Annotated in this window: 15 protein-coding genes; 5 read left to right on the top strand and 10 right to left on the bottom strand. The window is 74.6% G+C overall.

Annotated elements, in window-relative coordinates; genetic code table 11:
- The 6 genes from KBX39_RS09535 to KBX39_RS34215 all read right to left on the bottom strand — a co-directional run.
- Nucleotides 1-502 (bottom strand): flavin reductase family protein (locus KBX39_RS09535; protein ID WP_210870047.1); only part of this gene is annotated, 502 nt, incomplete at its 3' end.
- Nucleotides 499-1,833 (bottom strand): LLM class flavin-dependent oxidoreductase, encoded by a 1,335-nt coding sequence (locus tag KBX39_RS09540; protein WP_210870048.1) that lies wholly within the window; start codon nt 1,831-1,833, stop codon nt 499-501. The genes KBX39_RS09540 and KBX39_RS09535, both read right to left, overlap by 4 nt.
- Before the next feature lie 11 nt (nt 1,834-1,844).
- Complete coding sequence (locus tag KBX39_RS09545; RefSeq protein WP_199496035.1) at nt 1,845-2,696, bottom strand: ABC transporter permease; 852 nt, start codon at nt 2,694-2,696, stop codon at nt 1,845-1,847.
- Nucleotides 2,689-3,507 (bottom strand): ABC transporter ATP-binding protein, encoded by an 819-nt coding sequence (locus KBX39_RS09550; RefSeq protein WP_043325526.1) that lies wholly within the window; start codon nt 3,505-3,507, stop codon nt 2,689-2,691. The genes KBX39_RS09545 and KBX39_RS09550 overlap by 8 nt, the downstream gene beginning before the upstream one ends.
- Nucleotides 3,504-4,535, bottom strand: coding sequence for an ABC transporter substrate-binding protein (locus tag KBX39_RS09555; protein WP_210870049.1), 1,032 nt, complete (start codon nt 4,533-4,535; stop codon nt 3,504-3,506). Before KBX39_RS09555 ends, KBX39_RS09550 begins: the two co-directional genes overlap by 4 nt.
- A 135-nt stretch (nt 4,536-4,670) precedes the next feature.
- Complete coding sequence (locus KBX39_RS34215) at nt 4,671-4,811, bottom strand: putative leader peptide (RefSeq protein ID WP_157560780.1); 141 nt, start codon at nt 4,809-4,811, stop codon at nt 4,671-4,673.
- Between the two features lie 201 nt (nt 4,812-5,012).
- Here KBX39_RS34215 and KBX39_RS09560 point away from each other — a divergent pair, with 201 nt between their 5' ends.
- Together KBX39_RS09560 and KBX39_RS09565 are read left to right on the top strand one after the other, a co-directional pair.
- Nucleotides 5,013-5,186, top strand: a complete 174-nt coding sequence (locus tag KBX39_RS09560; protein WP_064498970.1) for a DUF4236 domain-containing protein — start codon at nt 5,013-5,015, stop codon at nt 5,184-5,186.
- A gap of 114 nt (nt 5,187-5,300) precedes the next feature.
- Nucleotides 5,301-5,819, top strand: a complete 519-nt coding sequence (locus KBX39_RS09565) for a potassium channel family protein (protein ID WP_210870050.1) — start codon at nt 5,301-5,303, stop codon at nt 5,817-5,819.
- On the opposite strand, the gene KBX39_RS09570 is transcribed toward KBX39_RS09565, so the two are convergent.
- Both KBX39_RS09570 and KBX39_RS09575 read right to left on the bottom strand, forming a co-directional pair.
- Entirely contained in the window at nt 5,785-6,687 is a 903-nt protein-coding gene (locus KBX39_RS09570) for a hypothetical protein (RefSeq protein ID WP_210870051.1), read from the bottom strand. The genes KBX39_RS09565 and KBX39_RS09570 overlap by 35 nt on opposite strands.
- 48 nt (nt 6,688-6,735) lie before the next feature.
- On the bottom strand, nt 6,736-7,257 hold the full coding sequence (locus tag KBX39_RS09575; RefSeq protein WP_043325531.1) for a VOC family protein: 522 nt from the start codon (nt 7,255-7,257) through the stop codon (nt 6,736-6,738).
- 50 nt (nt 7,258-7,307) lie between these two features.
- Here KBX39_RS09575 and KBX39_RS09580 point away from each other — a divergent pair, with 50 nt between their 5' ends.
- Nucleotides 7,308-7,778: a MarR family winged helix-turn-helix transcriptional regulator gene (locus tag KBX39_RS09580; protein ID WP_064447222.1), complete on the top strand. Its 471-nt coding sequence runs from the start codon at nt 7,308-7,310 to the stop codon at nt 7,776-7,778.
- A 48-nt stretch (nt 7,779-7,826) separates the two neighbouring features.
- Nucleotides 7,827-9,419 carry a tetratricopeptide repeat protein gene (locus KBX39_RS09585; protein ID WP_210870052.1) on the top strand — a complete coding sequence of 531 codons (1,593 nt, stop codon included), beginning with the start codon at nt 7,827-7,829 and terminating at the stop codon, nt 9,417-9,419.
- Nucleotides 9,420-9,423: 4 nt separating this feature from the next.
- Here the strand turns inward: KBX39_RS09585 and KBX39_RS09590 are convergent, their stop codons facing one another.
- Both KBX39_RS09590 and KBX39_RS09595 read right to left on the bottom strand, forming a co-directional pair.
- Complete coding sequence (locus KBX39_RS09590) at nt 9,424-10,824, bottom strand: cell wall metabolism sensor histidine kinase WalK (RefSeq protein WP_210870053.1); 1,401 nt, start codon at nt 10,822-10,824, stop codon at nt 9,424-9,426.
- Nucleotides 10,821-11,477: a response regulator transcription factor gene (locus KBX39_RS09595; protein ID WP_043325535.1), complete on the bottom strand. Its 657-nt coding sequence runs from the start codon at nt 11,475-11,477 to the stop codon at nt 10,821-10,823. Before KBX39_RS09595 ends, KBX39_RS09590 begins: the two co-directional genes overlap by 4 nt.
- A gap of 95 nt (nt 11,478-11,572) precedes the next feature.
- Between KBX39_RS09595 and KBX39_RS09600 the strand changes: the two genes are divergently transcribed.
- On the top strand, nt 11,573-12,310 hold a 738-nt coding region (locus tag KBX39_RS09600; protein ID WP_210870054.1), incomplete at its 3' end, for a sigma-E factor regulatory protein RseB domain-containing protein.

The following is a 12,310-nucleotide window of genomic DNA, read 5'->3' on the forward strand; positions in this document are numbered from 1 at the left end:
GGTCGCCGTCCTCGCCCGCGCCGAGCGCGAGCGGCTCGCCGAGCAGGATGGTGTGGTCGCCGGCCTCGATCCGGCGCACGACCCGGCACAGCAGCACGGCGAGCGCGTCGCCGATCAGCGGCACGCCGAACGGCCCGGTGGTCCAGCCCGGGTGGGCGCTGAACCGGTCGATGCCGCTGGTGGCGAAGATCTGCGCGATCTCCTGCTGGCCGGAGGCGAGCAGGTGCACGGCGACGTGCTCGGCCTGCTCGACTGTGGGCCAGCTCGACGAGGCGCGGCCCAGGCAGACCGAGACCAGCGGCGGGTCGAGCGAGACCGAGGTGAACGAGGTGGCGGTGAAGCCGGCCGGCGGCAGGTCCGGCCGCATCCGGTTGCCGCGCAGGCCGGGGGTGGTGACCACGGTGACGGTGGACGCCTGGCGGCGCAGCAGGCCGCGGAACGAGTCGACGTCGACCGGGCGCAGCTCGACCGTTCCGGCGCCGGGCCGGTCCACGGTGGTCACGACGCCACCAGCTCACGGGTCGCGTAGACGCTGGCCGGCCGGGGCAGGCCGTAGTGCTCGCGCAGCGTGCGCCCGGTGTACGCGGACCGGAACAGCCCGCGCCGGCGCAGCAGTGGTACGACGTGGTCCACGAAGTCCTCCAGTCCGTCGGGGAGCAGCGGTGGCATGACGTTGAAGCCGTCGGCGGCGCCCTGGGTGAACCAGAGCTCGATCTGGTCGGCGATCTGTTCCGGGGTGCCGACCACGACGCGGTGGCCGCGTCCGCCGCCGAGGCGGCCGATGAGCTGGCGCAGGGTGAGCCGTTCCCGGCGGGCCAGTTCGACGACGAGCTGGTAGCGGCTCTGGTGCGACTGCACGGTGTCGGCGTCGGGCAGGTCCGGCAGCGGGCCGTCCAGCGGCAGCCCGGTCAGGTCGAGCCCGGTCATGCCGGAGAGCTGGGCGAGCGCGTGCTCGGGCACGATCAGGGCCTCCAGTTCGTCGGCGAGGTCGCGGGCCTCCTTCTCGGTACCCCCGATGACCGGCGCGATACCGGGCAGCACCTTGACCAGTTCCGGATCGCGGCCGGCGTCGGCGGTGGCCCGTTTCAGCGCGGCGTAGAACGCCTGGCCGTCGGCGAGCGTCTGCTGGGCGGTGAACACGGCCTCGGCGTACCGGGCGGCGAACGCGATCCCGTCGGCGGACGAGCCGGCCTGCACCAGCAGCGGCCGGCCCTGCGGCGGACGGGGCGTGTTCAGCGGTCCGCGGACCCGGAACCGCTCCCCGGCGTGGTCGATCTCGTGCACCCGGGTGGTGTCGGCGAAGACGCCCGCGGCGGTGTCCAGGACCAGCGCGTCGTCCTCCCAGCTGTCCCAGAGCTTGATCGCCACGTCGACGTGCTCGGCGGCCCGCCGGTAGCGGTCGGCGTGCGCCGGGTGGTCGTCGAGGTTGAAGTTGCGGGCCTCCCGGGCCTGGGCGGAGGTGACGATGTTCCAACCGGCCCGGCCGCCGCTGAGGTGGTCCAGCGAGGCGAACGCGCGGGCCAGGTTGAACGGCTCGGTGTACGTGGTGGAGGCGGTGGCGATCAGGCCGATGTGCTCGGTCGCGGTGGCGATCGCGGCGAGCAGCGTGAGCGGCTCGAAGACGGCCTGGATGTTGTGCCGTACGGCCGGTCCGACGGCGAGCCCGTCGGCGAGGAACACCGAGTCGAGCGTGCCCCGCTCGGCGATGCGGGCCAGGTTCTGGAAGTGGCGGACGTCGGCGAGGCGGTCCGGGTCGGCGCGGGGGTGCCGCCAGGCCGCCTCGTGGTGGCCGACACCCATCAGGAAGGCGTTGAGGTGCAGGGTCCGGGACATGGCGGTTCCTCTCAGGCGGTGGTGACGTCGACGCGCCAGGTGGAGAAGCGGCGTTCCCCGGCGACGAGGAGCTGGTTGACCACCAGCCCGATGGCGGAGATGGTGATGATCCCGGCGTACATGTCGGGGATCGCGAAGTTGTACTGCGCGTAGTTCACGAGGTAGCCGAGCCCGGCCTTGGCGCCGACCATCTCGGCGGCGACGAGCACCAGGATCGAGTACGCCCCGGCGAGCCGGACGCCGGTGAACACGGTCGGCACGGCCGCCGGCAGGATCACCTTCTGGAACAGCCGCAGGTGGTTGAGCCCCATCGAGCGGGCCGAGCGGATCAGCAGCGGGTCGACGCCCTTCACGCCGGCGACGGTGTTGAGCAGGATCGGCCAGGAGCAGGCGTAGACCACCAGGGCGATCTTCGACGTCTCGCCGAGCCCGAGGATGAGCACGAAGACCGGCAGCAGCGCCAGCGCGGCGGTGTTGCGGAACACCTCCAGCAGCGGGCTGAGCAGGTCCGCGAGCGGCCGGTACCAGCCGATCAGCAGGCCGAGCGGGATGGCGGTGACCACCGCGAGCGCCAAGCCGGTCAGCGAGCGGGTGAGGCTCGCGCCGACGTGGTCGGCGAGCTGGCCGGTGCGCAGCAGCTCCCACCAGGCGGCGAGCACCTCGGACAGCGGCGGCAGGAAGACCCGGTCGACCAGCCCGGCGCGGGGCGCCGTCTCCCAGATCGCGGCCAGCGCCAGCAGCGCGGCGCTGCGGTGCAGCGCCCGGCCGCCGAGGCCGAGCAGGCGTCCGGGCCGGCGGGGCGCGACGGCCGGGGCGGGTGGGGCGGCCACCGGCCGGGCCGGTGGTGCGGCGACGTCAACCAACGCGGGCCTCCTCGCGTACGGCGGACTGCGCGGCGCGTACCTCGTCGCGCAGCAGCGTCCAGATCTGGTGCCGGTGGTGGCGGAACGCGCCGGTGGAGCGGACGTCCTCCTCGGCCTCCCGGTCGCCCAGCTCGATGTCGATGACCTGCTTGATCCGGCCGGGCCGGGACGTCATCACGGCGACCCGCTGACCGAGGTGCACCGCCTCGTCGATGCCGTGCGTGATGAACACGATCGTCTTGCCGGTGGCCTGCCAGATCCGCACCAGCTCGTCCTGCAGCGAGTCGCGGGTCTGCGCGTCGAGCGCGGCGAACGGCTCGTCCATCAGCAGCACGTCCGGGTCGTACGCGAGACTGCGGGCGATGGCGACGCGCTGCTTCATGCCGCCGGACAGCTCGTGCGGGTAGCGGTCGGCGAAGCCGGTGAGCCCGACCAGGTCGAGGTGGTACGCGACCCGCTCGGCGCGTTCGGCGCGGGGCAGGCCCTTGGCCTCCAGTCCGAACGCGACGTTGCCGGCGGCGGTGCGCCAGGGCAGCAGCGCGTACTGCTGGAAGACGATGCCCCGGTCCAGGCCGGGCCCGGTGACCGGGCGGCCGTCCACGAGCACCTGCCCGGCGGTCGGGGTGGCCAGCCCGCCGAGCAGGTCGAGCAGGGTGGACTTGCCGCAGCCGCTGGGGCCGACGACGACGAGGAACTCGCCGGGGCGTACCCCGAGGGTGAGGTCGTCGAGCGCGGTGACCGCGCCGCCGCTGCCACGCCGGCCCGGGAAGACCTTGCGCACCCGGTCGAAGAGGATCTTGTCGGTGCTCACGCGCCACCACCGGGGGTCGCGGCGGCGTTGAACCGGTTGGTGTAGAGGTCGGACGGTTTCGGCCGCTCGCCCTTGAGTTCGCCGGTGTCGGCCAGCCAGTCGATCCAGGTGGCGAACTCCCGGTCGGTGATGAGGCCGCCGGGTTCGGCGACGCCGCTGGACTTCCAGTACTCCACGAGCGTGGTGTCCTCGTTGCGTCCGCGCTTGGCGATGATCGCCTTGAGCCGGGCCACCACGGTCTCGCGCGGCTGGGTGCGCGCCCACTCGATCGCCTTGCCCACCGCGGTGACGAACGTCCGGACGGTGTCCGGGTTACGGGTGAGGAAGTCGTCGCGGAAGACGTAGCTGCCGGCGCTGAACGCGCCGAGGAGTTCGTAGTCGGTGAAGACGGTGCGGATGCCGCCGTTCGCGACCGCCTTGTCGCGGACCACGCCGCCGAGCACGGCGACGTCGATCTGCCGGGCGCGCAGCGACTGTTCGGTGTTGACCGGCGGCAGCGCGACCAGCTCGACAGTGGCGATCTCGGCGGCGGTGAGGCCGCCGCGGGCCAGCCAGGTGCGCAGGACGGCCTCGGCGTGCGCGCCGAGCGTGTTCATGCCGACCCGCTTGCCGATCAGGTCGCGCGGGCCGCGGATCGGGCTGCCGTCGAGCACGTAGTAGCCCTGGAACGTCTGTGCGTCGGAGCCGTAGTAGCTGACCACCGCGGTGATCGGGGCGTTGGCGGCCTGGAGCTTGACGATCGCGCCGTTGAACGCGCCACCGAAGTCGCTCTGGCCGGTGGCGGTGGCCTGGATGTCGGCCGGGCCGCCGGTGACGTTGCCGATCCAGTTGAGTTTGACGTCACCGAGGTAGCCGAGGTCGGCGGCGAGTTCGGGGAGGGTCACCTGGCCCACCGAACCCTGGTAGCGCAGTTCCTTGGTCTGTGCGCCGGCGGCGGTGTCGGCGCCGCACGCGGTGGCGGTGGTGGTGAGGGCGAGCAGGGCGACGGCGGCGGTGAGGGCACGCCGCGGTGATCGGGTCGAGGGCATGGCGGAGTCTCCTGATCTGTCCACGATGCGGTGGAGGGGGCCCGCGCGGGGCCGGGGAGCACGCCGTGCCGCGCCGGGCCACGGTGCGCCGGCTGCGGGAACGGACGGGCGGAGAGGGAACGACGAGCGCTCGGCTCAACAGAGCGCGCTCGCGTGCCGGACCAGGTCGACGTGCACGCGAGCGGTGAGGAGAAGCTCGTTCCGCTGCGACATGCCCTCATGCTGCCGACCGTTCTCCACGCCGGTCAACGCCCTTCCAGACAGTGAGACTTTCATCGCTGGCTTTGTTACGACCCGCCTCCACCAGCATTTACGACTCCTTAACACCTACCCGTTGGATAGAGATTTTGCCGGGCGGCAGTCCCACCGTCCAGAGCGGACCGGGCAGGGTTTCGCGAATCGTCGATCCGGGCATGTTCGATGCCGCGAAGGCACGCAGACGACTGCAGAGGCAGGGAGACGAAGGAGGCACCCCCGATGGGCGTCCAGTTCCGCAAGCGTAAGAAGTACGGGCCGCTGATCCTCCACTTCACCCAGAACGGCTTCTCGTCGTGGAGCATCAAGATCGGCCGCTGGTCCTGGAACTCGAACACCCGCGCCCACCGCGTGGACCTTCCGGGGCCACTGTCGTGGAAGCAGGACAAGGCCTGACCTTCCCAGGCGACGAGCGGGGTGCCGGCGACGTGCCGGCACCCCGCTCGTCGTCTGCGGGCCGGGTTCGCGGTTCCGCCCGCCACGGCGTCCCCGTGACCGGAGAATCGCCGCATGACGGACCTGTCCCTGCGGCGGATACGACGGCGGGCCGTGGCGGCCTGCGCGCTCATGCTGGTCGGCTACTTCCTCGTGCCGGTCGAGGCCGACCCGAACGGCCTGCGGCTGGCCCTGCGCTCGATCGGCACGGCGATCCTGGTGGCCGTGATCGCGTTCCTGGTCACCGGTCAGGTCCGCCGCCAGCTCGTCAAGGACCAGCCGACCGGCCGGGACGAGGACCGGGCGCTCACCCGGCTCGCGGTCGCGCTGATCGCCGGACTGCTGGTCTTCGCGCTCGGCGACTACGTGGTGGCGAACACCCGGCCCGGCGAGTTCGTCGGCCTGCGCACCCGGGTCGACGCGCTCTACTTCGCGCTGGCCACCCTCACCACTGTCGGCTACGGCGACGTACACGCCCAGGGCCAGATCGCCCGCATCGCGGTGTGCGCGCAGATGGTGTTCAGCATCGGTGTGGTCGCCACCGGAGCCTCGATAGTGGTCAAGCAGATGACCCAGCGTTCGGGACAGCGCTGATCAGCACGTCCCCGCCGAGCCGGCCGTGCTCGGGATCGCGGGTCGCCGCGCCGGAGGCGAGCAGCGAGGCCAGCGCCCGGTTGGCGTCGGCGGCCCGGTAGACGGTCGCCGTGGTGGCGAAGCGGCGCAGCTCGGTGACCGTACGCGGACCGGAGCGGGCCAGCTCGGCCAGCAGTTCCCGGCGCAGCGGGCCGGGCTCGGGTTCGAGCGAGATGTCGAGCAGCCGCCCCTGCGGGTCGGCCGGGTCGCGGTAGCGCACCCCGGCGTACTCGTCGACCGCCCAGAGCGCCTCCTTGACCGTCTCCAGCCCCCTGTCGGAGCCGGTGGCGTAGCCGAGCAGCCGCGCCGGGGCGTCCCCGTCGGGCACCAGCTCGACCTCGGTGGCGAGCGGGAACCCGGCGGCGCTCAGCGCCGGGCGCAGCGACCGGCCGGGCACGGTGACCAGCAGCAGCTCGGCCGGGCGGCCGGACGCGGCGGCGGCGAGCAGGGCCGGGTCCGGGTCGGCGCCGTCGGCCACGGTGAGCAGCGGCGCGCCGGCCGCGCCCGCGGCCTTGAGCGCCACCGGCAGCCGGTCCGGCCCGCCGGGCACCAGGTGCACGGCGACGTCGGCCGGCAGCGCGGCCTCGGCGGCGCCGAGCCGCGTCGCCAGGTCGGTGCCGTCGTCGGCCACCACCAGCACGGTCAGCCGCCGCCCGCGCAGCCGGTCGGCGAACTCGGCCACCACCCGCAACGCCTCCTCCGCCCCGGTGGCGTCACCCCCGGCGTACGCGAGCGCGAGCGTGGCCCGCCGCGCCCGGTGCAGCGCGGCGGGGAGCCAGTGGTCGAGCTGGCGGACGAGCAGCTCGCGCAGGACGGCGTCGGTCGACATGGTGCCGTTTCTACCGCACGGCGCGGCGGGACCGGCCGTGAACCCCGCTCAGACCGGGACGGAGATGCCCACGCCGCCGCGGGTCTGCCCGCCGTAGCGCTGCCGCTCGCGGTCCAGGTCGAGCCGCCCGATGCGGGTACGCGCGGCCAGCGCGGCGTCGTCGAGCAGCTCGGCCGGGACGATCCAGACGATCTCGAACTCCAGCCCGTCCGGGTCGCGGCCGTAGAGGCTCTTGGTGGTGCCGTGGTCGGACGCGCCGACCAGCGCCCCGGCGGCGGCCAGCCGCTCGGCGGTGGCGCCCAGCTCGTCGAGCGTGTCCAGCTCCCAGGCCAGGTGGTAGAGGCCGACGGTGGCCCGGCCGGCCTGGGACGCCCCGGCCGCCGCGCCGATCTCGAACAGCCCGAGGTCGTGGTCGTTGGTGGAGTCGGGCGCCTGGAGGAACGCGGCGCCGCGGAAGCCCTCGGGCGTCATCGGGACCCGCCGGAAGCCCAGCACGTCGCGGTAGAAGGCGACGCTGCGCTCCAGGTCACTGACGTAGAGGACGGCGTGGTTGAGTCGGTGGATGCCCATGCCACCGACCGTACCCCGGTTTTGTTGAGCGTTCAACTATCGGCGCTATGATGGGCGTCATGACCCGGTGGCTGGACCCCGACGAGCAGCGGACCTGGCGCGCCTTCCTGACCGCCTCCCGGGCGCTGATGGACGCGCTCGACCGCGAGCTGCAACGCGACGCGGGCATGCCGCACGCGTACTACGAGATCCTGGTCCGCCTCTCCGAGGCCCCGGACCGGCGGCTGCGGATGAGCGAGCTGGCCGAGCTCACCGGCTCCTCGCGCAGCCGGCTCTCGCACGCCGCCGCCCGGCTGGAGGCGTCCGGCTGGATCCGCCGCGAGGACTGCCCCACCGACCGGCGCGGGCAGATCGCCGTGCTCACCGACACCGGCTTCGCCACCCTGGCCGCCGCCGCGCCCGGCCACGTCGAGGGGGTACGCCGGCACCTGTTCGACGCGCTCAGCCCGGCCCAGGTCGACCAGCTACGCCGGATCAGCGAGACGCTCGCCGAACACTTGACGGATTCGGGACCAAACTGATCCACTCCGGGTCTTGTACATACCGTCGCCGGACGAGCACGATGGGGCGTGTCCTCCGGCTTCGCTGACCTGACCGTCCAGGCGCACCAACTGGTGTCCGAAGGCGACCTCACCGGCGCGGAGCGGCTGCTCGCCGACGCGCTCAGCGACGCCGATCCCCGCCCCGACAACGCCTCCCCCGAGCTGGCCGAGGCGGCCGGACTCCAGGCCCGGGTGCTCGTCGCGCTCGGCGAGCCGCACTCCGCCCGCGGCTGGGCCGCGTTCGCGTACGCGGCCGCCACCCGGCTGTTCGGCCGCTCCGACGAGCGCACAGTCACCGCCGCCGCGACGCTCGCCGCGGTGCTGCACCGGGTCGGCAGCGACGCCCGGGCCGCCCGGCTCTACTCCGACGTCATCATCGAGCTGACCGCCCGCGACGGCCCGGAATCGCAGCGGGTGCTCGCCGCGCACGCCGACCTGGCCACCGTGGAGTACGCGCGCGGCCAGTGCGAGGTGGCGCGCGACCGGTTGCAGGACGCCTGGGAGCTGCACCGGGAGGTCTACGGCGACGGCCACCCCAGCGGCATCAAGATGCTGGCGAAGCTCGGCGCGATGGAACGCGACTGCGGCCGGTACGCCGACGCGCACGAGCACCTGACGCTCGCCGAGGAGCTGTGCCGCCTGCACCTGGACCCCGACGACCCGCTCGCCGCCCAGGTGGCCGGGCTGGCCCGCGCCGCCGCCGACCCGGACCACGTCTGCCCCGCGCCCCCGCCCGCGCCCGCTCCCGAGCCGCCGCCCGCCCGCACCACGCCGGTGGTGCCCGCCGCGCGGGTCCCCCCGCAGGACGAAGGGCCGCACGACCTGCCGCCGTACAGCCCGCCCGCGCTGGACGAGCCGGTCGAGACGCCGCTCTACCACCCGCCCGGCCGGGCCGCCGAGACCGCGCACGTGCCGACGCCGCGTACCGCGCCCGACGCCGACGCCGACGCGCTCGACGACTACCCGTGGCCGCCCGACGAGCCGGCCGACCAGCTGTGGCGCCCCGGCGCGGACCCGCTGCCGCCCACTGTGGTCGGGCTCACCGGCGACGAGCCGGACGGCGTACGCCGGGTGCCACCGGCCCCGCCCGAGCCGCCGTCGCGCTACCTGCCGGTGCACGTGCCCCGGCCACCGGCCGCCGAACGGCGCACACTGCCCTGGCTGCCGCTCGTGGTGCTCGGCGTGGTGGTGGCGCTGCTGCTCGGCACCATCGCGGTGATCGCCGGGGTGTCCCGGGTGGACGACCGCCGCGACACCCCGCCACCGGCCACCGGCGCACCGGCGTCCAGCGCGCCTCCGCCCACCTCCGCCGGTCCCGCGCCGTCCACTCCCGCCGCCGCCAAGCCCGGCACCCCGCCCGGCAGCTTCACGCTCACCGACCGCCGCGACAGCATCGTGCTGAGCTGGACGTACCCGCCGGGCGCGGAAGGACCGGTGGTGGTCGCCGGCGGCCGTGCCGGGCAGCCGCAGGGCACGTTCGCCACGCTGCCCGCCGGGTCGGCCGACTACATCGCCTACGGGCTCGACCGCACCACCGACTACTGCTTCACCGTCGCGCTCGTCTGGTCCACCGACACCGACGCCCGCACCGGCCCGGTCTGCACCACACGCCGCCGCTGACCGCTCACTCCGCGTCCGGCTCGGCCAGCGCGGGCAGCCGTACCGTCGCGCGCAGCCCCGGCGCGGCGGCGCCGGGCGTCGCGTCGGCCAGCTCCACCGCGCCGCCGGCCCGGCGCACCAGCTCACGCACGATCGCCAGGCCCAGGCCCGCGCCGCCCGCGTCGCGGGCCCGCGCGTCGTCCAGCCGGGTGAACCGGGCGAACACCCGCTCCCTGTCCGCCGCCGGGACGCCCGGCCCGTCGTCGGTCACCGTGACCAGGTGGTACGCCCCGTCCGGCCCGCTCACGGCCAGCTCCACGCCGGTACGCGCGTGCCGCAGCGCGTTGTCCACCAGGTTCACCAGCACCCGGCGCAACTCCCCCGCGTCCCCCTCGACCCACAGCGGCCCGTCCGGGAGCGTCAGCCGCAGCGGCGGCGACGGGTAGCGGGCCGCCACCGCGCGCGCCAGCTCGCCCAGCTCCACCGGGCCCACCGGCGCCGGCCGGGCGTCCTGCTCGTCCAGCCGGGCCAGCAGCAGCAGGTCGTCCACCAGGCGGCTGAGCCGCTCGGTGTCGGCGAGCAGGTCGTCGGCGACCGCCGGCCAGTCGGTGTCGTCACCGAGACGCCGCGCCACCTCCAGCTCGGTACGCATGTTCGTCAGCGGGCTGCGCAGCTCGTGCGCGGCGTCGGCGACGAACGCCCGCTGCCGGTCCCGGGACGCGGCCAGCCGGTCCAGCATGTCGTTGAGCGTGACCGCGAGCCGGTGGATCTCGTCCTGCCCGGCCGGTACGGGCAGCCGCTCCGCCCCGGCCCGGCCGGTGATCTCGGCGGCGCCGCTGCGCAACTGCTCGACCGGTCGCAGCGTCGCGCCCACCACCCGCCAGGCCACCACGCCCAGCCCGGCAACCAGCAGCGGGAAGCCCACCAGCAGCAGGTTGCGGACCACGCGCAGGCTGTGCCGCACGTCGGTGAGCGACTTGGCGACCAGCACCGTACGCGGCTCCTGCGGCGTGCCGGCCGGCACCGTGACCACCCGGACCGGGCCGGGCATGCCGGCGCGCCGCCCGTCCACCACCAGCCGCTGCCGCTGCCCGGGCCGCAGCTCGTCCGGGCCGAGCATCGGCACCAGGCGGTCCGCGTCGATCGAGGCGGCCCGGATCCGGCCCTGAACGTCGACCACCTGCACCCGCAACTGCCCGCCGGCCACCGGCAGCGGGTCCGGCAGCGCGTCCTCGGCGGTGAGCAGCGCCACCGCGTCGGCGGTACGCAGCGCCTCCTCGTCCACCGAGCGCTGCAGCGTCCAGCCCAGCGCGCCGACCAGCAGCGTCCCGCCGAACGCGAACCCGACCGCCAGCCCCAGCACACCCAGCGCGAGCAGCCGGGCCCGCAGGCCGAGGCGCGGCAGCGGCCCGCGTACCCAGCTCACGTGGCCAGCCGGTAGCCCGCGCCGCGTACCGTCTCCAGCCGTTCCCGGCCGATCTTGCGGCGCAGGTAGCCGACGTAGACCTCCACCGCGTTCGGGGCGGTGTCGACCGAGGCGTCCCAGACGTGGTCCAGCAGCTCGGTCTTGGAGACCACCTCGCCGGGGCGGCGCATCAGATAGTCCAGCAGCGCGTACTCGCGACTGGTCAGCACCACCTCGGCGTCGGCCCGGGTGACCCGGCGGCGGGCCGGATCGAGGCGCAGGTCGCCGACGGTGAGCACGGTCGGCCGGCGGGGCGCGCCGCGACGCAGCAGCGCCCGCAGCCGGGCCAGCAGCACCACGTACGAGAAGGGCTTGGTCAGGTAGTCGTCGGCGCCGCAGTCCAGGCCGTCGGCCTGGTCGTACTCGCCGTCCTTGGCCGACAGCATCAGCACCGGCAGCCAGCGCTGCTCGGCGCGCAGCCGGCGCACCACCTCGTAACCGGACAGGCCGGGCAGCATCACGTCGAGGATCATCGCGTCGTACTCGCCGTGCCGCGCCGCGTCCAGCCCGGCCGGGCCGGTCGCCGCCACGTCCACCGCGAAACCCTCCGCCGACAGACCACGGCGCAGCGCCGCCGCGAGCCGCGTCTCGTCCTCCACCACCAGCAACCGCACCGGTCCAGGGTGCCACCATGGGGTCACCCGTAGGGGATCTCCTCAGCGTGGTCACAGCGACGCTCGCGCAGCATGGTGCGCAGGAGGTGCACACTATGTCCGTGATGAAGAACCGCGCCGTGCTGCGCTGGCTGGTCCCGGTGACCGCGGGGGTCGCCGTGATCGGCGGTGGCGCCGCCGTCAGCACGTTCGCCGCCGGCGCCGACCCGGCGCTGCCGCCGCGCAGCGCCGCCCAGCTCCTGGAAGACCTGCGCACGTCCCGCCTGGACGGGCTCTCCGGCACCGTGGTGCAGCGCGCCGACCTCGGCCTGCCGCCGATCGCCGCGCTCGCCGGCCGGGCCGCCGGCAACGACCTGGCCGGCCTGGTCTCCGGTACGCACACGCTGCGCGTCTGGTACGGCGGCGAGGACCGGCAGCGGCTCGCGCTGGTCGACACGCTCGGCGAGCAGGACATCCTGCGCAACGGCCGCGACGTCTGGACCTGGAACAGCCGGGAGAACACCGCCACGCACCGGGTGCTGCCGGCCGACGCGCCGGACCGGGCCACCGTGCCGGCCACCCCGGCCGACGCCGCGGACCGGGCGCTGGAGGCGATCGACCCGACCACGGCAGTCACCGTCGGCCGCACCGCCACAGTGGCCGGGCGGGACGCGTACGAGCTGGTGCTCACGCCGCGCGACAAGGCGTCCCTGGTCCACCAGGTCCGGATCGCGCTGGACGCGAAGGAGCACGTGCCGCTGCGCCTGCAGGTGCTCGCCGACGGGCAGGACGAGCCCGCGTTCCAGGTGGCGTTCACCCAGGTCGACTTCCGCACGCCGGAGGCCGACCAGTTC

It is taken from the genome of Micromonospora sp. D75, from assembly GCF_018070405.1.
Taxonomy (GTDB): Bacteria; Actinomycetota; Actinomycetes; order Mycobacteriales; family Micromonosporaceae; genus Micromonospora; species Micromonospora chalcea.

Coding starts and splice junctions, on each gene's coding strand:
- KBX39_RS09570 (WP_210870051.1), bottom strand. CDS start 6,687: ATGTCGACCGACGCCGTCCTGCGCGAGCTGCTCGTCCGCCAGCTCGAC.
- KBX39_RS09540 (WP_210870048.1), bottom strand. CDS start 1,833: ATGTCCCGGACCCTGCACCTCAACGCCTTCCTGATGGGTGTCGGCCAC.
- KBX39_RS09580 (WP_064447222.1), top strand. CDS start 7,308: ATGGGCGTCATGACCCGGTGGCTGGACCCCGACGAGCAGCGGACCTGG.
- KBX39_RS09560 (WP_064498970.1), top strand. CDS start 5,013: ATGGGCGTCCAGTTCCGCAAGCGTAAGAAGTACGGGCCGCTGATCCTC.
- KBX39_RS09575 (WP_043325531.1), bottom strand. CDS start 7,257: ATGGGCATCCACCGACTCAACCACGCCGTCCTCTACGTCAGTGACCTG.
- KBX39_RS34215 (WP_157560780.1), bottom strand. CDS start 4,811: ATGAAAGTCTCACTGTCTGGAAGGGCGTTGACCGGCGTGGAGAACGGT.
- KBX39_RS09565 (WP_210870050.1), top strand. CDS start 5,301: ATGACGGACCTGTCCCTGCGGCGGATACGACGGCGGGCCGTGGCGGCC.
- KBX39_RS09555 (WP_210870049.1), bottom strand. CDS start 4,535: ATGCCCTCGACCCGATCACCGCGGCGTGCCCTCACCGCCGCCGTCGCC.